This window comes from Aminobacter sp. GW821-FHT11F06 (assembly GCF_058808215.1).
Genome location: NZ_JBXARL010000002.1, coordinates 530,327 through 547,852 on the forward strand (window position 1 = coordinate 530,327; position 17,526 = coordinate 547,852).

Genomic DNA, 17,526 nt, shown 5'->3' on the forward strand with positions numbered 1-17,526 from the left:
ACGCGCCGGCATCGGCGCCCGATTGACGATCGCGACAGCGCATTGTCTAACCACCGCCACATGTTCACGCTTCCGCAACTCGAAACCTTCAGCCAGGACGTCAAGAAGAGCCGCTTCCTCGCTGCCGCAGGACCGGTGTCGGACGAGGCGGCGGCGAAGGCGTTCATCGCGGCCCATTCGGATGCCGGCGCCAACCATAATTGCTGGGCCTGGCGCGTCGGGCAGAATTATCGCTTCAGCGATGACGGCGAACCGAGCGGCACCGCCGGCAAGCCGATCCTCCAGGCACTCGACGGCCAGTCGCTCGACAATGTCGCCGTCGTCGTCACGCGCTGGTTCGGCGGCATATTGCTGGGCAGCGGCGGACTGGTGCGGGCCTATGGCGGCACGGCCGCAGCTTGCCTGCGATCCGCCGCCAAGGTCGCCATCGTCATCACCATCGAAGCCAGGGTCACTTGCGGCTTTGCCGATCTGGCCATCGTTCAGGCGCGGCTGGCGGCCCGGCCTGATATCAGGACAATCGCCGAGACATTCACCGCGACCGGCGCTGAGCTCACCGTTGCCCTGCCCGAGGCCAATACGTCAGCGATCGTGCGGATGATCACTGACCTGACCAGCGGACGCGCGGTGGTGGCCCTGCCCGATTGAGTTTTTCGCCGGGCCAAACGGTCGCGGACCAGCGTATGGTGGCACCCAAGCCCACTCTTGGAAGGAGATATAAAAATGGAAGTCAAACGTTGCGGCTCGCGGCCCTCGGTAAAACCCTCGCCGGATTATTTCACCGGCGCGGTGCGCCTGGACCCGATCATCGAGACACCGGCACCGGCGCAGCTGCGCGCGGCCACCGTCACCTTCGAGCCCGGCGCGCGCACGGCCTGGCACACCCATCCGCTCGGCCAGACCCTGGTGGTGACGTCGGGCTGCGGCTGGGCGCAGGTCTGGGGTGGCGCGGTCGAGGAGATCCGCAGCGGCGACGTGGTGTGGTTCGCGCCCGGCGAAAAGCACTGGCATGGCGCCGCGGCCGCCACCGGGATGACGCATATGGCGCTTCAGGAAGCGCTGAACGGCAGCACGGTCGACTGGCTGGAACACGTTTCGGACGCGCAATACCAAGCGCCGGTATAAGCAGGCGCGGAAGGTTACTGGACCTCGGCCATCGGCACCGGCGCGGAGGTCGAACCCTGCATCGGCACTTCGCCGACAACCGGCATCGGCGTTGCGGCGGCCACCGGCATCGGGGCCGCGAGTGCGGGAGTTGTCTGATACGCCATGCTGCCGCCGGCTGCCTGGGGCATGTAGCGCACGATCAGCTCCTCGACATGGGCATTGCGCTTGCGCGCGGTGTCGCCGCCCATCACCACGATGATCAGCTTGCGGCCATCGGCATTGACTGATGTCACGATGTTGAAACCCGAAGCCCTGATGTAGCCGGTCTTGATGCCGTCGACGCCGTTGACGCGGCCGAGCAGGTCGTTGTGGCCGCGCACGCGCTTGCCACGGAAATTGAAGTCGGTCGCCGAGAAGTAGGAGTAGTGCTGCGGAAAATGCTTGCGCAGCGCCATGCCAAGCACGGCCATGTCGCGCGCCGTGGTGTGCTGCTCGGGGTCGGGCAGGCCGGATGCGTTGCGGAAGACGGTGTTGGTCATGCCGAGCTGGCGCGCCTTGGCCGTCATCTTGGCAGCGAATGCCTCTTCGGTGCCGGCAAGATATTCGCCGACGGCAACGGCCACGTCATTGGCCGATTTGGTCGCCAGCGCGCGGATCGCCGCTTCGAGCTCGATCTGCTCGCCGCGCTTGAAGCCGAGTTTCGAAGGCGGCTGCGAGGCGGCGTTGCTCGACACCGGGATCAGCGTCGTTTTCGACACCTTGCCCTGCTGCAAGGCCTCGAAGGTCAAATACAGCGTCATCATCTTGGTCAGCGAAGCGGGATAGCGCGGCGCGGTCGAATAGGCCTGAAACAGCGTGCGCCCGTTGGAAGCGTCGACGACGATCGCCGAATATTTTTCCGGCGCTGCCGCCGGCTGCGCGATATTCAGCGTCTCTGTGGTCGCGCAGCCGGCCAGCAGTACGAACACGGCAAACAGCGCCACAAGATTGCGGACCAACCCAAGCTGCCGAAGCCTGGGAAATCTGAAGGGCAGCGAAGATAAGGTGGCCTGGGCTTGCAAGGAAAAACCTGTCGGTGATCGCCAAAATCTGGCTTTGCCACATGCCGGTGGGCTGCAACAGCCGCAAAGCTACAAAATGCGCGCCAAGCCGTCCATTTGGCTCGTCGCTGCCAACGCATGTTGTGCCGGTGGTGTTGAATATTGGTTACACTAAGAACGCTTGCGCGCTGGCCGGCAAATCGGCTCTGTTGGGTGGCATGCAATCAGGTGATTTGGCGATGAATGCGTTTAGCCTCCGGGCCAAGGGAATTTCGCTCACGCTCGACCTTTTGGTCGGCCACATTGCCGATCTCACCGTCGAAGGCGGCGGGCGCATGCTGAAGCCGCTGCATCGCGCGCCATGGATCGAGCGGGGCGATTTGCCCGAGGGGCTGCCGGAGGGCGTTGTCAGGCTGTCGGGCGATTTCTTGTGCGCGCCGTTTTCGCGCAGCGATGTCGAGCCGGCACCGCTGCATGGCTGGAGCGCCAACAGCGAATGGCAGCTCGTTTCGGACGAACAGATCCCGGGCGGGCGGCGGGCAAGTTTTCGGCTGGAGCGCAAGATCATGGGAGCGGTGGTCGAAAAAACCCTCATCCTGCGCGACGGCCACCCCTTCCTCTATCAGGAGCATTCGTTCACCGGCGGGTCGGGCGCGATCTCTGTCGCCCACCATCCGATGACCGAGATGCGCGAGGGCGGCCGCCTGGCGTTTTCGCCAAAACGCCTTGCCGCGACGCCGCCGGATATCACCGAGCCAGACCCGGCGCGCGGTGCCTATCTGCTGGCTTACCCCGCGCGTAGCGAAGACCTCGCCCGCTTCCCGGCCGCGTCGGGCGGCGAAATCGACCTCACCAGCTACAGCACTGAAATCAGGCACGAGGATTTCATCACCCTCGTCGAGGCCGATCATGGCGGTATGGGCTGGACGGCTGTGGCGCGCAAGGCCGAAACCGATGTTGTGCTGGTGCTGAAAAATCCGACCGAGCTGCCTGTGACCATGCTGTGGATCAGCAATGGCGGCCGTTTTTACGCGCCGTGGAACGGCCGCAGCGGCGTTCTTGGCATTGAAGACGGGCGCGCTGCGGTCGGTCACGCCGCCTCGCTCGGCGACAACTGGCTGAAGCGCGAGGGCGTCGAAACTGCCTTTGAGCTTGGAGGGCGCGTCGCTTTCCGCCAGGTGGTGGGTACCGTACCATCGGACAATGGCGAAGCGCCCTCCGCGGTCGAAACCACGGCGGGAAAGCTGCGCCTCAACTTCAGCGACGCCACCAGCTACGAGGTGCCGTTCGACGAAACCTTCCTGCGGATCGGACAATCGCTCTTGAACTGACAATGCTGCCGCCTCAATTTTGACGGATGCGCCAGCAGGATGCATGCAACCATCATCGGGAAGGCCTATGTCAGAGATCGCCCATATCGCCGCCACCCTGTTCAAACGCGCCCACCATGCCGAGCGCTTCGTCATCGGCATCGCCGGGCCGCCCGGCTCGGGCAAGTCGACGCTCTCGGCAGCCCTGCACGACGTCCTGCCCGAAGGCTCAGCCGCCGTGGTGCCGATGGACGGCTTCCACTTCGATGATGCGGTGCTCGAAAAACGTGGGCTCAGGGCCCGCAAGGGTGCGCCTGAAACCTTCGACTTCGCCGGTTTCGAGGTGCTGCTCAAGCGGTTGCGCACTGCTGAGCCCGACATCGCGATCCCCGTCTTCGACCGCAGCGTCGAGCTGTCCAGGGCAGCAGCGGCCATCGTGCCGGCGGAGGTGAAATTCATCCTCGTCGAAGGCAATTACCTGCTTCTCGACGAAGAACCATGGCAGCGGCTCGGGCCACTGCTCGACTTCACCATCTTCGTCGATGTGCCGCGCGAGGAGCTGGAGCGGCGGCTGGTCGAACGCTGGCGCGAACATGGCCGCTCCGACGCCGACGCGCGCAACTGGATCGACACCAACGACATGCCCAATATCGACCGCGTGCTCGCCGCGCGGCGCAAGGCCGATCTGGTGATCTGACTTTAAGCGCCGAAAACCCTGCCGTGTCAGATGACCGGCAGGGTAGAGTGAGCGAACGGGCTCTCAGCCACGCGCCGGAATGTTCAATCCAGCCTGCACCGCCGGGCGCGCCAGGCCACGTTCCAGCCATGCCGCGACATGAACGAAGCTGTCGAAACCGACGAGGTCGCGGGCTTCATAAAAGCCGATCAGGTTGCGCACCCAGCCGAGCAGCGAGATGTCGGCGATGGTGTAGTCGTCGTCCATGATCCATTTGCGACCGGCCAGGCGCTGGTCGAGCACGCCAAGCAGGCGGCGCGACTCGTCGCGGTAGCGTTCGAGCGGGCGCTTGTCGGCGATTTCGCGGCCGGCGAACTTGTGGAAGAAGCCGAGCTGGCCGAACATCGGCCCCACCGAGGCCATCTGGAAGAACAGCCACTGCACGGTCTCGTAATGCCGCGCCCTGTCGGCCGGGATTAGGCGGCCGGTCTTTTCGGCGAGATAAAGCAGGATAGCGCCCGATTCGAACAGGCCGAGCGGCTTGCCGCCGGGACCGCTGGGATCGATGATCGCGGGGATCTTGCCGTTGGGGTTCAGCGCCAGGAATTCCGGCGTCCAGCTCTCGTTCTTGCCGATGTTGATGGCATGCGCCTCGTAAGGCAGGTCGAGTTCTTCAAGGGCGATCGACACCTTCACGCCGTTCGGCGTCGGGAAGGAATAAAGCTGGATGCGATCAGGGTACTTTGCCGGCCAGCGGGCAGCAATCGGGAAGGAAGTGAGATCGCTCATCGTCGGTTCCTCGGGTGGGCCGGCGTGAGGCACGGCGCTGCATAGTGGGACAAGCAAAAGTTAGGTGCGCGCAAGCATCGCATCAATATCCATAAGTGACGTTTTGCAATCCGCCACGGCAGCGGACAGGCGGCCTGATCAGACCGCCTTCACCGCCACGACGGCATTGGTGCCGCCAAAGGCAAAGCTGTTGCTGATCGCGACCCGCACCGGACGCTGCTTGGCAACATTGGGCGTGACGTCGAGATCGCAGTCGGCGTCGACCTCGCGATAATTCGCGGTCGGCGGCACGAGACCTTCGCGCACGGCCATGACGCAAGCGATCAATTCGAGCGCGCCGGATGCGCCAAGGCAATGGGCGTGCATCGACTTGGTCGACGACACCGACAGCTTGTCAGCATGGGCGCCGAAGACGCGCCGTATCGCTGTGGTTTCGATCTGGTCGTTGGCCTTGGTGCCGGTGCCATGGGCGTTGATGTAGTCGACCTCTTCGGGTGAGAGACCTGCGTCGAGCAGGCAGGCGCGCATGGCGGACGTCGGCCCCTCAATGGTCGGCGCCACGATGTCGGAGGCGTCGCCGGACATGCCCACGCCGGCAAGCTCGGCCAGGATGGTCGCGCCGCGCGCGGTGGCGTGTTCGTAGGTCTCGAGCACGACCATGCCGGCGCCCTCGCCGAGCACCAGCCCTTGCCTGTCGGCAGAGAACGGGCGGCAGGTATCGGGCGAAACGACACGCAAAGCTTCCCAGCCCTTGATGACGCCCCAGATCAGCGGGGCGTCGGTGCCGCCGGCAACGACAGCGTCGGCGCGGCCGAGCAGGAGCTGATCCATTGCGGTCGCGAATGCGTGGTTGGACGACGAGCAGGCGGAGGTGACGCCGAACACCGGCCCGCGCAGACCCAGGTTCATGCTGACCTGGCCGGCCGCGGCACCCGGCATGACCTTCGGTACTGTGAAGATGCCGGCGCGGTTCTTGCCTTCGAGCAGGATCGCCCGGTAGTTTTCCTCGATCGCTTCCCAGCCGCAGACGCCGACACCGACGATCGCGCCCACCCGGTGGGTGTTGGTTTCGTCGACGACCAGGCCTGAATTCCGCATCGCTTCCTTGGCCGCGATGACGGCAAGAAGGCTGAAGCGGTCCATCGAAACGAGCTGCTTGCGCTCGATGCCGTGCTCGGGCAGCTGCTTGATCTCGGCGCCGACGCGGATCTTGAGATCATACAGGTCAGCGTTGGTCAGTGGCCCGATGGCCGAGCGGCCGGCGCGCATGGCGTCCCAAATGGACGGGGCATCGGTGCCGAGCCCGCACAGCCCGCCGATACCGGTGATGACGATACGGGGACGCTTCATCTCAGGCGGATTTTGCGATCAGGGCGCGAACGGCTTCAACCATGTCGCGGACATTCTTGAGGCTGTTCCAGGCATCGACAGTGTTCATCTGGATTTCAATGCCGTACTGCTCTTCAAGGTCGAAGATGATCTCGGTGAGTTCGAGCGAGTGGATGCCAAGCGACGTCAGCTCGGTGTCGAGCGTGATCTCCTCGCCGCCCGGTTCGGCATGCGCCTTGATCTTGTCGATGATGTCCGTTGCCAGCTGGTCGGCCATAGGTACCCTTCCCCAGAACTCATACACTTGTCAGGCAGGGCCGCGCGATTCCCGCGTCGGGCCCAAGCCAGACCCTTTAGGCGATATCGCCCCGAATTGCGCCAAAAAGGCGTCTCTGTATAGAAACCGAAACGCCAGGAGGCAACAAGCTATATATCGACAAACCCGTCAGCGTGGCTAACCTCAAGGCATCATGACCATCAACGCATCATTGTCCGCGGCAACGGACGCGGCAGCGATCTTATCGCAACGCGTGGCAGCACATGCCCGCATCGAGGTCGCGTTTCGCCATGGCCGCAGCCGTCTTGCCCGCCTTTATCAGGATGGCGCCGCCAAGATCAGATTGCCCGACACCGGCACCGATCCGCTGGAGGCGGTGCTGATCAACATGGCGGGCGGCCTGACCGGCGGCGACCGGCTCGGCTGGGAGGTTTCAATTGGCACAGGCGGACGCGCGGTTATCACGACCCAAGCCTGCGAGAAGGTCTATCGCGCGCTTGCCGGCCATGCCCAGGTCGACGTCAGCCTTACAGTCGGCGATGGCGGCTTCCTTGGCTGGCTGCCGCAAGAAACCATCGTCTACGACCGGGCCGCCTTTTCGCGCCGCCTCGACGCCGACCTTGCGGCGGGTGCCGAAGCACTGATCGTCGAGGCGACGATCTTCGGCCGCAGCGCCATGGGCGAACGTGCCGCGCACGGCACCTTCCGCGACCGCTGGCGTATCAGGCGCGAAGGTCGTCTCGTTCACGCCGAGGATTTTTTCGTCGGCCCCGACATCGAGGCAACGCTCGCCAGGCCGGCCTCGGCCGGCGGGCGTATCGCCATGGCAACGCTGCTGCTGGTCTCCGACCGCACCGAGGCTCTGCTTGAGCCGGCGCGCAAGATCGTCGGCGACGATGGCGGCATAAGCGTCTGGAGCGTGGCCGGAACTGGCAAGCTTCTTGCGAGGCTTTACGCCGAAGATGGCTACACGCTACGTAAGCGACTCGTTCCACTCGTCGAACTGCTCAACGGCCAGGCAGGCCTGCCCAGGCTGTGGTCACTCTAGGATTTTGGTACCGGCATGAACCTGACGCCAAGGGAAAAAGACAAGCTGTTGATCGCCATGGCGGCGATGGTGGCGCGCAAGCGGCTCGAGCGTGGCGTCAAGCTCAACCATCCCGAGGCGGTCGCGCTGATCTCCGACTTCATCGTCGAGGGTGCCCGCGACGGCCGCCCCGTCGCCGAGCTGATGGAGGCCGGCGCCCATGTCATCACGCGTGACCAGGTCATGGACGGGATCGCCGAGATGATCCACGACGTGCAGGTCGAAGCCACCTTTCCCGACGGCACGAAGCTCGTGACCGTTCACGAACCGATCCGCTGAGGCGCACAAACATGATCCCCGGCGAAATCATCACCGCCCAAGGCTCGATCGAGCTCAACAAGGGTGCCCCCACCGTGACGCTCAAGGTTGCCAACACCGGCGACCGCCCGATCCAGGTCGGCAGCCACTATCATTTCTACGAGACCAATAACGGCCTTGCCTTCGACCGCGAAAAAGCGCGCGGCATGCGGCTCGACATCGCCGCCGGCACCGCCGTGCGCTTCGAGCCCGGCCAGGAACGCGACGTCACGCTGGTGCCTTTGGGCGGCAAGCGCGAGGTCTACGGTTTCCAGCAAAAGGTGATGGGAAAGCTCTGATGCCCGGACAAATCTCCCGCGCCGCCTATGCCAGGATGTTCGGCCCGACCACCGGCGACAAGGTCCGGCTCGCCGACACCGAACTGTTCATCGAGGTCGAAAACGACTTCACAATCTATGGCGAGGAGGTCAAGTTCGGCGGCGGCAAGGTCATCCGCGACGGCATGGGCCAAAGCCAGCTGTCGCGCGCCCAAGGGGCTGTCGACACCGTCATCACCAACACTGTGATTCTCGACCACACCGGTATCTACAAGGCCGATGTCGGGTTGAGGGACGGCCGCATCGCCGCCATCGGCAAGGCGGGCAACCCCGACACCCAGCCTGGCGTGACGATCATCATCGGCCCCGGCACCGAGATCATTGCCGGCGAAGGCAAGATCCTGACCGCCGGCGGCATCGACACGCATATCCATTTCATCTCGCCGCAGCAGGTCGACGAGGCGCTGAATTCCGGTGTCACCTGCATGGTCGGCGGCGGCACCGGCCCCGCGCACGGCACGCTTGCCACCACCTGCACGCCCGGTCCCTGGCACATCGCCCGCATCATCCAGGCCTTCGACGGCCTGCCGATGAACATCGGTGTGTTCGGCAAGGGCAACGCCTCGCTGCCGGGCGCGCTGGAAGAGATGGTGCTGGCTGGCGCCTGCGGCCTCAAGCTGCATGAGGACTGGGGCTCGACGCCGGCTGCCATCGACACTTGCCTGTCGGTCGCCGACGCCTACGACGTCCAGGTCGCGATCCACTCGGATACGCTCAACGAGAGCGGCTTCGTCGAGGATACGGTCGCAGCCTTCAAGGGCCGCACCATCCACTCCTTCCACACCGAAGGTGCCGGCGGCGGCCACGCCCCCGACATCATCAAGGTCTGCCAATACCCCAACGTCATTCCGGCCTCGACCAACCCGACCCGGCCCTACACCGTCAACACGGTCGCCGAGCACCTCGACATGCTGATGGTCTGCCATCATCTGTCGCCGTCGATCCCCGAAGACATCGCGTTTGCCGAAAGCCGCATCCGCAAGGAGACGATCGCCGCCGAAGACATTTTGCACGACCTCGGCGCGTTTTCGGTGATCTCGTCGGACAGCCAGGCCATGGGCCGCGTCGGCGAGATGATTATCCGGACATGGCAGACCGCCGACAAGATGAAGCGCCAGCGCGGCGCGTTGCCGGGCGAAAAGGGCAACAACGACAATTTCCGCGTCCGCCGCTACATCGCCAAATACACGATCAACCCGGCCATCGCGCATGGCATGTCGAAGGAGATCGGCTCGATCGAGGTCGGCAAGCGCGCCGATCTGGTGTTGTGGAACCCCGCCTTCTTCGGCGTGAAGCCCGACATGGTGCTGCTCGGCGGCTGGATCGCCACAGCCCCGATGGGTGACCCCAATGGCTCGATCCCGACGCCGCAGCCAAGCCACTACAGGCCGATGTTCGGCTCCTTCGGCAAGGCGCTCACCCACAGCTCGATCACCTTCGTCTCCAAGGCCGGTCTCGAAGGCGGCCTGCGCGAGCGGATCGGGGTTGAAAAGCAGATGGTGGCTGTCGAAAACACCCGCGGCGGCATCGGCAAGCGGTCGATGATCCTCAACGATGCCATGCCTCAGATGGAGGTCGATCCCGAGACCTACGAGGTGCGCGCCGACGGCGAGCTTTTGACCTGCGAGCCGTCGACCGTGCTGCCGATGGCGCAGCGTTATTTCCTGTTTTGAGCGGGGTCCCGCGACCTGATGCCACGCCGGCAATGCTGGAACCGCCCCCGGCCAATTGTTATCTAGCCTCTGCTAGCAAAAAATTCGGCAGGACTCCGACCCCAAGACCGGGGCTCCTGCTATCTTGGAAATGGAGTCTTACATGATCAGGAAGCAAGTTCCTTCCGTCACCTTCCGCACGCGCGTGCGCGACGAGGCCGTCGGCGGCCCCAATCCCTTCCGCTGGGAAGACAAGACCTCGGCCGATTACTTCGACGGCAAGCGCGTCGTCCTGTTTTCGCTGCCGGGCGCATTCACGCCGACCTGCTCGACTTTCCAGCTGCCCGACTTCGAAAAGCTGTACAGCGAATTCCAGGCGCAGGGCATCGACGAAATCTACTGCGTGTCGGTCAACGACGCTTTCGTCATGAACGCCTGGGGCAAGTCGCAGAACCTCGACAAGGTGAAGCTCATTCCGGACGGTTCGGGCGAATTCACCCGCAAGATGGGCATGCTCGTTGCCAAGGACAATGTCGGCTTCGGCATGCGCTCGTGGCGCTATGCCGCCGTCATCAACAACGGCCGCGTCGAAAAGTGGTTCGAAGAAGAAGGCTTCTCCGACAACTGCGACAGCGATCCCTATGGCGTCTCCTCGCCGCAGAACATTCTTGAAGCCCTCAAGAACGACGACGTCGCCGCAGCCGCATAAGGCTTGAGCTTCGCGCTGATCGAAACCCCGGCCGCACCAGCGCGCCGGGGTTTTTTTGTTGGCCGTGGTCACGACGTGAAATCTCATCTAGCTTGCGCCCATACAGTCTGCTGAGATCGCACATGGAAAATGCTCCCCAGGCCGTAGCCGAAGTCTTCCCGCATATCCGCATAGTCATGGGCATGGTCATCGGCCTTGGCATGGCGCGGCTGTTGTCGGGCGTTGCGCGCATCGTCCAGCACCCCAAGCAATATAAGCTCTATCCGGTGCACCTCGCCTGGGTGGTGTCGCTGCTTTTGACGCTGGTGCATTTCTGGTGGTGGGAGTTCGGGCTCTATGTCGTCGAAAGCTGGACCTTCGGCGTCTACCTGTTCATCGTCGGCTACGCGATCGCCCTGTTTTTGCTGTGCGCGCTGCTCTTCCCCGACTCGATGCAGGACTACAAAAGCTACGAGGATTTCTTCTATTCGCGCCGCGCCTGGTTCTTCGGGCTGCTGGCCACCACCTACCTGCTCGACATCATCGACACGATGATCAAGGGCGAGGCGCATTTCGCCCATTTCGGCGGCGAGTATCTGCTGCGCACGCCGATCCTGGTCGCGCTGTGCCTGATTGCCATCGCCACCGCCAACAAGCGATTTCATCTCGCCTTTGTCAGCGCGACTCTGATTTATCAGGTGTCGTGGATCTGGCGGCTGTTCGATACCATCGTCTGATCTTAACGGGGCAATTCCAAGCATGTACAAAGCCTACGGTTCGCGCGGATCGCGCGTGTCGCGTGTCCTGTGGATGCTGGAGGAACTCGGCGAACCCTACGAATTCGTCGAGACCGGACTGCGCTCGGCCGAGGCGCAGGCGCTCAACCCTTCTGGCAAGCTGCCGGTTCTTGTCGACGGCGATTTCACCCTGACCGACTCGGCCGCGATCTGCATCTATCTCGGTGACAAGCATGCCGAGAAGGGTTTTGGCGCCAATCCCGGCCTGCGCGGCCGCGCCGAAATGGACAGCTGGATGCATTTTGCCCAGTCGGAACTCGAAGCGCCATTGTGGAACAAACTGCGCCACCGCTTCATCCTGCCGCGGCAGTTGAGGGTCGATGTCGGCCCCGCTGTGGCGTATGATTTCGCCAATGAGATTACGACGCTCGACAAGCGACTCGCCGGCAAGGAATTCGCGCTCGGCGACCGTTTCAGCGCCGTCGACGTGATCCTCGGCGATATCGGCGGCTGGGCGCGCGGCGGCAAGATCCCCATCGCCTCCGAGCGGGTCAACGACTATCTCGACCGCATGCTTGTCCGGCCAGCACGAGCCAGGGCACAAGCCAATGGAGGTTCTTTCTGATGCTGCGCGCCAGCCATTTCATCCGTGCTGAAGCCGTCAAGGCCGATGCGCAGCGTCCAGTGCCTTTCGACGTCGCCGTACTTGCCCATGACGAGCGCCACATCCGCCGCCGCGCCCTCGAGCTTGTCCATAGCGAGCGCGTGCTTGTCGACCTGCCCGAACCTGTCGTGCTCGAAACCGGCGACGTGCTGGTGCTCGACGACGGCCGCCACGCCGAGATCATCGCCGGTGAGGAAGAACTCCACGAAATCCGCGCCCAAGATGCGGTGCATCTGACGCAACTCGCCTGGCATATCGGCAACCGCCATCTGGCGGCGGCGATCGAAGCCGACCGCATCCTCATCCTGCGCGACCATGTCATCAAGGCAATGCTCGAAGGCCTCGGCGCCCATGTCATCGACATCTCGGAGCCTTTCGAGCCGGTGCGCGGTGCCTATTCCGGCCAGGGCCACGATCGCGGGCATTCCCACGATCATGGCAATCACCGCCACGATCACGACGACCATCACCACCATCATGGCGAACACCACCATCACCATGACTGAACCCACGTCAGGCGGTGCAGCAAGGCTACGGCTGATGGCGTGGCTGTCGCCGGCGTTCCCGGTCGGCGGCTTCTCTTACAGCCATGGCCTCGAACGCGCCGTGCATGACGGGCTCATCGCCACCCGCGACGACCTTGCCGGCTGGCTGACGGCATTGGCCGAGGTCGGCTCAGGCTGGAACGACGTTGTGCTGTTTGCCGAAAGCTGGCGCCGCGCCCGGAGTAGTGGCGACCTCAAAGAGCTTGCCGACCTTGGCGAAGCGCTCGCCGGGTCGCGCGAGCGCCATATGGAAACGATGCTGCAAGGCTCAGCCTTCCTCACCGCCGCCTCTGCCTGGCCGCATCACATACTCGAAAGGCTGCCGGCCGAGTGCCCCTATTGCGTCGCCGTCGGAGCCGTTTCGGGCGCGCATGGCATACCCCTTGAGGATGCGCTTTCGGCTTACCTGCAGGCCTTTTCCACCAACCTCATCCAGGCGGCGATCCGCCTCGGTGTCGTTGGACAGGTCGCGGCAACAGCCATCATTGCCACCTTCGAGCCGACAGCGCTTTCCGTCGCCGCCCGCGCTGCGGCATCGAGCCTCGACGATCTTGGCTCCGCCGCCATCACCTCCGACATCATGGCCATGCGCCACGAGACCCAACATTCAAGGCTGTTCCGCTCATGACCGTGCTCGCATTCGTCCTTTCTGCCGTGCTCTATTTGATCACCGCCTTGCATGTGTACTGGGCGCTGGGCGGCGTCTGGCCGGGCACGGACGCGGCATCCTGCGCCCGAACCGTCGCAGGCTTCCGCGGCATCGACACCATGCCCTCGCCCTTCGCTTCCTTCGCCGTTGCCGCCTGTCTCGTGGTCGCCACCCTCTGGCCACTGGCGCTGGTCGGCGTCTTTGCCACGCCCTTTCCCAAGGCGGGCCTTGCCGCATCGGCCTTGATGATTTCGCTTGTCTTTCTCGGCCGCGGCATCGCCGGCTTCACGCCTGCATGGCGCAGGCTGACGCCGGAAATGCCGTTCGCACGGCTCGACCGGCAGTTCTATTCGCCACTGTGCCTTGCCATCGGCTTTGGCTTTGCCTTCCTCGCCATCAATGGATTTCAGTCATGACATCGAAAAACGGCCCGCTTCGCATCGGCATCGGCGGCCCCGTCGGCTCGGGCAAGACAACGCTGACCGAAAAACTGTGCAAGGCGCTGCGCGATGAGTTCTCGATCGCCGTCGTCACCAACGACATCTACACCAAGGAGGACGCGCTGATGCTCGCCCGCCTGCAGGCGCTGCCCGAAGAGCGCATCATGGGCGTGGAAACCGGCGGCTGCCCGCATACGGCGATCCGCGAGGACGCGTCGATCAACCTGCAGGCCATCGCCGAGATGAACCGCAAATTCCCCGATCTCGACATCGTCTTCATCGAGTCGGGCGGCGACAACCTTGCCGCCACCTTCTCGCCCGACCTCGCCGATCTCACGCTCTACGTCATCTCGGTCTGCCAGGGCGAAGAGATCCCGCGCAAGGGCGGCCCCGGCATCACCCGCTCCGACTTCCTGGTCATCAACAAGAGCGACCTTGCACCCTATGTGAACGTCAATCTCGAGGTCATGGAAGGCGACGCGGCGCGCCAGCGCGGCAAGCGTCCCTTCGGCTTCACCGATCTTTCGCGCGGCAAGGGGCTCGAAGCCGTCATCGACTTCATCGTCGAAAATGGCGGCCTCAGGCTGGACCAGCGGATTTCAGCCTGATCGGCGATTGCCGCGCAAGCACCAGCGCGGCATTCTTCCTCCAGTTCAGGGAGGAACACCATGGCCGTCACCCAGCTCAAGCAGACCAACCTGCCGTTCTATGAGGAGCGCGTCGACCTTGCCTGCGCCTTCCGCTGGACAGCGCGGCTCAACATGCACGAGGCGGTGGCCAACCACTTCTCGCTCGCCGTCAACGACGACGGTTCGAAATTCCTGATGAACCCCAACCAGGTGCATTTCTCACGCATCAAGGCGAGTGATCTTCTGCTCATCGACGCCAACGACCCCGAAACGATGACCGGGCCCAACGCGCCCGACCCCACCGCCTGGGGGCTGCATGGCGCCGTCCACCGCAACTGCGCCCATGCGCGCTGCGTCATGCATGTGCATTCGATCCACGCGACGGTGCTTGCATCGCTCGCCGACTCGACGCTGCCGCCGATCGACCAGAACACGGCGATCTTCTTCCGCCGCCATGTCGTCGACGCCCATTATGGCGGGCTCGCCTTCGAAGAAGAGGGCGAGCGCTGTTCCAGCCTGCTTGCCGATCCCAAGGTCAAGGTGATGATCATGGGCAACCACGGCGTCTTGGTTATCGGCGACAGCGTCGCCGACACCTTCAACCGGCTCTATTATTTCGAGCGCGCCTGCGAGACCTACATAAAAGCGCTGTGGACGGGCCGGCCGCTGCGCACCTTGTCGGACGAGATCGCTGAAAAGGCGGCGCTCGAGCAGGAGGACTATCCCGGCCAGGCCGAACGCCATCTCGCCGAACTCAAGGCGATCCTCGACGAGCAGGAACCGGTGTACCGGAGTTGAGGATTGCGCGACCAAGTTCGAATTGTTTTGGAACCGCCTGTGATCGGCTACGTCACGGCATGGATCCCCGGGATCTCCGCACTCGCTTTCGCTCGCGCTCCGACCCGAGGATGACGGATGAACTAACGCCTTTGCTATTCACCAACCTTGGAGATTTGCCGCGAAACCCAATGCCTCGTCATCCTCGGGCGGAGCAGGAGCGAAGCGACGTAGCGGAGGCCCGGGGATCCATGCCTCGGTATCTCCACGTCTGCGGTCTGAGCAGATCCGAAGCCATTCAGTCCAACCCCAGCAGAACCCGCACTTCGTCGTCGCTGTGCGCCACCAGAAGAACGGGGAGAAGGAACAAGCGGCAGCGCCGACGCCCCCTCTCCCCGTTTTTCACCGGGAGAGGGTAAGGGTGAGGGGCAAATTCAGAGCGAAGCCGCTCAGCCCAGCCCGAGCAGCGCCCGAACCTCATCAGCACTGTGCGCCACCAGGGCGCCGGCCGGGCCGTCGATCTTGTCTTGCGGCCAGAAGATGGTGCGCATGCCGGCGGCAACGCCTGATGTCGCACCGGTCACGGAGTCTTCCATCACCACCGTGTCGGCGGGATCGATCTCGGTCAGCCACGCCGCGCGCAGATAGGGCTCGGGATCGGGCTTGCCGTTGCGCACGTCGTTGCGGCTGATCGTCTTCATCGTCGGCTCGTGGATGCCGACGGCACGCAAGTTCACGTCGACAACCATGCGGTCGGAATTCGACACCACCGCCTGCACCACGCCCCTGGCCTTGAGGTCGCGGAAAATTTCCATCGCACCTTCACGCGGCAGAAGGCTTAGCGCATGGCCCATATAGTGGTCGTATTTAAGCGCGATCCACTCGTCGAAGTCGAGACCGAGCCCGAACTGCTCGCGTAGCACCACATAGACCGGCTTTGCCGCCTGGCCGACGACGCGCGCATGCAGGTCAGCCGGCGGCTCGATGCCAGCGCTGCGCAGGGCCGCCACAAGCGCCCTTTCGTGCAGCGGCTCGCTGTCGATCAGCGTGCCGTCCATATCCCAGTACACTGCCTTCGGAATCATATGACCGGTCCTTGTTCACCCCATTGCTCATAGGAGCTTTGGCGGCGGAATTGAACCGGTCATATGATAGCGGAAAATACATGCGCGTGCGCTCGTACTTTCAAAGACGCCGGCCGCAAGGGTCGTTGCCGTCGAGATAACCCATGTCACGCTTGAGATGATCCGGCAGGTCCCTGAAGTCGAGCACGCGCTTGCGCGCGCGCCAGCCGAATGCCGCCGCCAGCCGCGACGTAAGGGAAACCGGCTCGCAATGAATGAGGCCTGTCTGAACCGTGTTCATGATCGTCAACCTCCGTGGATATTGATTACCCGCTGATGGGTTGACCGGGATATAATGCCATGAAACCCTTGTTTTCCAATCGAACGTCGATCTAGACCCATTAAGAGAGCTTATGTGTCATGGCCTCACAACTTCCCCCGTTGGCCGCAATCAGGGTGTTTGAGGCCACCGCCCGGCACGCCAGTTTCACCAAGGCGGCGGTTGAGCTCGGCATGACCCAGGCGGCGGTCAGCTACCAGATCAAGCTGCTCGAAGAGCGTGTCGGCGCGCCGTTGTTTCTAAGAAAACCCCGGCAAGTGGTGCTCACCGAAACCGGCAGCCGCCTGGCGCCGGCCGTCTCCGACGCCTTCAACATCCTGAGCGAGGCCTATGCGGCGGCGCGGGCCGGTTCGGGCGGAACCTTGTGCATCTCCACCGTGCTGACCTTCGCCTCCAACTGGCTGGCACGGCACATCGGCTCGTTCCAGCTGCGCCATCCCGCCATCGCGGTGCGCCTCGACACCTCCAGCCACATGGTCGATTTTTCGCGCGAGGAGGTCGATATCGGCATCCGCTCCGGCGACGGCAAATGGCCGGGGCTTGTCGCCCACCTGCTTTTCCGCGCCCAATACACCCCCATGCTGAGCCCGCGCCTGGCCGAGAGCATTGGCGGGATCAAAGAGCCAGCCGACCTTTTGAAGCTGCGCATCCTCGATCCCAATGACGTCTGGTGGAAGCGCTGGTTCGCCCTGGCCGACGTGCCCACCGACAGCCTGGAAGGGCGTCCCGACACCTCCATGGGTTCGCAGGCCTATGAGGCCAACGCGGCGATGGCCGGCCAGGGCGTGGCGATCCTGACGCGCAAATTCTTCACCGCCGAACTCGCCGAGGGCCGCCTGATCCAGCCCTTCGATCTTCTCGGCGACGATGGCCATGCCTACTGGCTGGTCTATCCCGAAACGCGCCGCAACGTGCCCAAGATTCGCGCCTTCCGCGAGTGGCTTTTGCCCGAGATCGCCGACTTCGACGGCTGAGCCTGAGCTCCGCGCGGTTGCGTTCGGCACCGTTCTGGCTCAATGCTTGGCCGCCGTGACAGCTTGCCACTTCAGCCCGATTGCTTCAAAACCTGACGATGGCGAGGCAAATCTGAG

Annotated in this window: 23 protein-coding genes; 17 read left to right on the forward strand and 6 right to left on the reverse strand. The window is 63.7% G+C overall.

Going from position 1 to position 17,526, the window contains the following annotated elements; genetic code table 11:
* Positions 1 to 60 precede the first annotated feature (60 nt).
* Positions 61 to 648, forward strand: coding sequence for an IMPACT family protein (locus AC1RTB_RS07075; protein ID WP_492876357.1), 588 nt, complete (start codon positions 61 to 63; stop codon positions 646 to 648).
* Positions 649 to 723: 75 nt separating this feature from the next.
* Complete coding sequence (locus AC1RTB_RS07080; RefSeq protein ID WP_492876019.1) at positions 724 to 1,125, forward strand: (R)-mandelonitrile lyase; 402 nt, start codon at positions 724 to 726, stop codon at positions 1,123 to 1,125.
* Positions 1,126 to 1,139: 14 nt separating this feature from the next.
* Here AC1RTB_RS07080 and AC1RTB_RS07085 read toward each other — a convergent pair whose 3' ends face one another.
* On the reverse strand, positions 1,140 to 2,105 hold the full coding sequence (locus AC1RTB_RS07085; RefSeq protein ID WP_492876022.1) for a D-alanyl-D-alanine carboxypeptidase family protein: 966 nt from the start codon (positions 2,103 to 2,105) through the stop codon (positions 1,140 to 1,142).
* Between the two features lie 281 nt (positions 2,106 to 2,386).
* On the opposite strand from AC1RTB_RS07085, the gene AC1RTB_RS07090 reads away from it, so the two are divergent.
* Complete coding sequence (locus AC1RTB_RS07090) at positions 2,387 to 3,478, forward strand: hypothetical protein (RefSeq protein WP_492876023.1); 1,092 nt, start codon at positions 2,387 to 2,389, stop codon at positions 3,476 to 3,478.
* Positions 3,479 to 3,545: 67 nt separating this feature from the next.
* Complete coding sequence (locus AC1RTB_RS07095) at positions 3,546 to 4,154, forward strand: nucleoside triphosphate hydrolase (RefSeq protein WP_492876024.1); 609 nt, start codon at positions 3,546 to 3,548, stop codon at positions 4,152 to 4,154.
* A gap of 63 nt (positions 4,155 to 4,217) precedes the next feature.
* On the opposite strand, the gene AC1RTB_RS07100 is transcribed toward AC1RTB_RS07095, so the two are convergent.
* The 3 genes from AC1RTB_RS07100 to AC1RTB_RS07110 form a co-directional block, all read right to left on the reverse strand.
* Positions 4,218 to 4,922, reverse strand: coding sequence for a glutathione S-transferase N-terminal domain-containing protein (locus AC1RTB_RS07100; protein WP_492876025.1), 705 nt, complete (start codon positions 4,920 to 4,922; stop codon positions 4,218 to 4,220).
* Positions 4,923 to 5,060: 138 nt separating this feature from the next.
* Complete coding sequence (locus AC1RTB_RS07105; RefSeq protein ID WP_492876026.1) at positions 5,061 to 6,272, reverse strand: beta-ketoacyl-[acyl-carrier-protein] synthase family protein; 1,212 nt, start codon at positions 6,270 to 6,272, stop codon at positions 5,061 to 5,063.
* A 1-nt stretch (position 6,273) separates the two neighbouring features.
* Positions 6,274 to 6,528 (reverse strand): acyl carrier protein, encoded by a 255-nt coding sequence (locus tag AC1RTB_RS07110; protein ID WP_476781403.1) that lies wholly within the window; start codon positions 6,526 to 6,528, stop codon positions 6,274 to 6,276.
* 193 nt (positions 6,529 to 6,721) lie between these two features.
* Between AC1RTB_RS07110 and AC1RTB_RS07115 the strand changes: the two genes are divergently transcribed.
* From AC1RTB_RS07115 to AC1RTB_RS07170, 12 genes are all read left to right on the forward strand, one after another.
* On the forward strand, positions 6,722 to 7,576 hold the full coding sequence (locus AC1RTB_RS07115; RefSeq protein ID WP_492876028.1) for an urease accessory protein UreD: 855 nt from the start codon (positions 6,722 to 6,724) through the stop codon (positions 7,574 to 7,576).
* A gap of 15 nt (positions 7,577 to 7,591) precedes the next feature.
* Positions 7,592 to 7,894, forward strand: coding sequence for an urease subunit gamma (locus AC1RTB_RS07120; protein WP_492876030.1), 303 nt, complete (start codon positions 7,592 to 7,594; stop codon positions 7,892 to 7,894).
* 11 nt (positions 7,895 to 7,905) lie between these two features.
* Positions 7,906 to 8,211 (forward strand): urease subunit beta, encoded by a 306-nt coding sequence (locus AC1RTB_RS07125; protein WP_492876033.1) that lies wholly within the window; start codon positions 7,906 to 7,908, stop codon positions 8,209 to 8,211.
* Positions 8,211 to 9,923, forward strand: a complete 1,713-nt coding sequence (gene ureC, locus AC1RTB_RS07130; protein ID WP_492876035.1) for an urease subunit alpha — start codon at positions 8,211 to 8,213, stop codon at positions 9,921 to 9,923. The genes AC1RTB_RS07125 and ureC overlap by 1 nt, the downstream gene beginning before the upstream one ends.
* A 142-nt stretch (positions 9,924 to 10,065) precedes the next feature.
* Complete coding sequence (locus AC1RTB_RS07135) at positions 10,066 to 10,611, forward strand: peroxiredoxin (RefSeq protein WP_492876036.1); 546 nt, start codon at positions 10,066 to 10,068, stop codon at positions 10,609 to 10,611.
* 122 nt (positions 10,612 to 10,733) lie between these two features.
* Positions 10,734 to 11,327 (forward strand): hypothetical protein, encoded by a 594-nt coding sequence (locus AC1RTB_RS07140; protein ID WP_492876038.1) that lies wholly within the window; start codon positions 10,734 to 10,736, stop codon positions 11,325 to 11,327.
* Between the two features lie 22 nt (positions 11,328 to 11,349).
* Positions 11,350 to 11,952 carry a glutathione S-transferase family protein gene (locus tag AC1RTB_RS07145; RefSeq protein WP_492876039.1) on the forward strand — a complete coding sequence of 201 codons (603 nt, stop codon included), beginning with the start codon at positions 11,350 to 11,352 and terminating at the stop codon, positions 11,950 to 11,952.
* The gene (locus AC1RTB_RS07150; RefSeq protein ID WP_492876041.1) at positions 11,952 to 12,497 is read left to right on the forward strand and encodes an urease accessory protein UreE; all 546 of its coding nucleotides are present in this window, start codon (positions 11,952 to 11,954) and stop codon (positions 12,495 to 12,497) included. Before AC1RTB_RS07145 ends, AC1RTB_RS07150 begins: the two co-directional genes overlap by 1 nt.
* Entirely contained in the window at positions 12,490 to 13,164 is a 675-nt protein-coding gene (locus AC1RTB_RS07155; RefSeq protein WP_492876359.1) for an urease accessory protein UreF, read from the forward strand. Before AC1RTB_RS07150 ends, AC1RTB_RS07155 begins: the two co-directional genes overlap by 8 nt.
* Complete coding sequence (locus AC1RTB_RS07160) at positions 13,161 to 13,601, forward strand: DUF3995 domain-containing protein (protein ID WP_492876043.1); 441 nt, start codon at positions 13,161 to 13,163, stop codon at positions 13,599 to 13,601. The genes AC1RTB_RS07155 and AC1RTB_RS07160 overlap by 4 nt, the downstream gene beginning before the upstream one ends.
* Positions 13,598 to 14,233 (forward strand): urease accessory protein UreG, encoded by a 636-nt coding sequence (gene ureG, locus AC1RTB_RS07165; protein WP_492876044.1) that lies wholly within the window; start codon positions 13,598 to 13,600, stop codon positions 14,231 to 14,233. Before AC1RTB_RS07160 ends, ureG begins: the two co-directional genes overlap by 4 nt.
* 60 nt (positions 14,234 to 14,293) lie before the next feature.
* Positions 14,294 to 15,052 (forward strand): class II aldolase and adducin N-terminal domain-containing protein, encoded by a 759-nt coding sequence (locus AC1RTB_RS07170; protein ID WP_492876046.1) that lies wholly within the window; start codon positions 14,294 to 14,296, stop codon positions 15,050 to 15,052.
* Between the two features lie 428 nt (positions 15,053 to 15,480).
* Here the strand turns inward: AC1RTB_RS07170 and AC1RTB_RS07175 are convergent, their stop codons facing one another.
* The gene (locus AC1RTB_RS07175) at positions 15,481 to 16,116 is read right to left on the reverse strand and encodes an HAD family hydrolase (RefSeq protein ID WP_492876048.1); all 636 of its coding nucleotides are present in this window, start codon (positions 16,114 to 16,116) and stop codon (positions 15,481 to 15,483) included.
* Positions 16,117 to 16,216: 100 nt separating this feature from the next.
* On the reverse strand, positions 16,217 to 16,396 hold the full coding sequence (locus AC1RTB_RS07180) for a hypothetical protein (protein ID WP_492876050.1): 180 nt from the start codon (positions 16,394 to 16,396) through the stop codon (positions 16,217 to 16,219).
* Between the two features lie 119 nt (positions 16,397 to 16,515).
* Here AC1RTB_RS07180 and AC1RTB_RS07185 point away from each other — a divergent pair, with 119 nt between their 5' ends.
* Positions 16,516 to 17,409, forward strand: a complete 894-nt coding sequence (locus tag AC1RTB_RS07185) for a LysR substrate-binding domain-containing protein (RefSeq protein ID WP_492876052.1) — start codon at positions 16,516 to 16,518, stop codon at positions 17,407 to 17,409.
* Positions 17,410 to 17,526 lie beyond the last annotated feature (117 nt).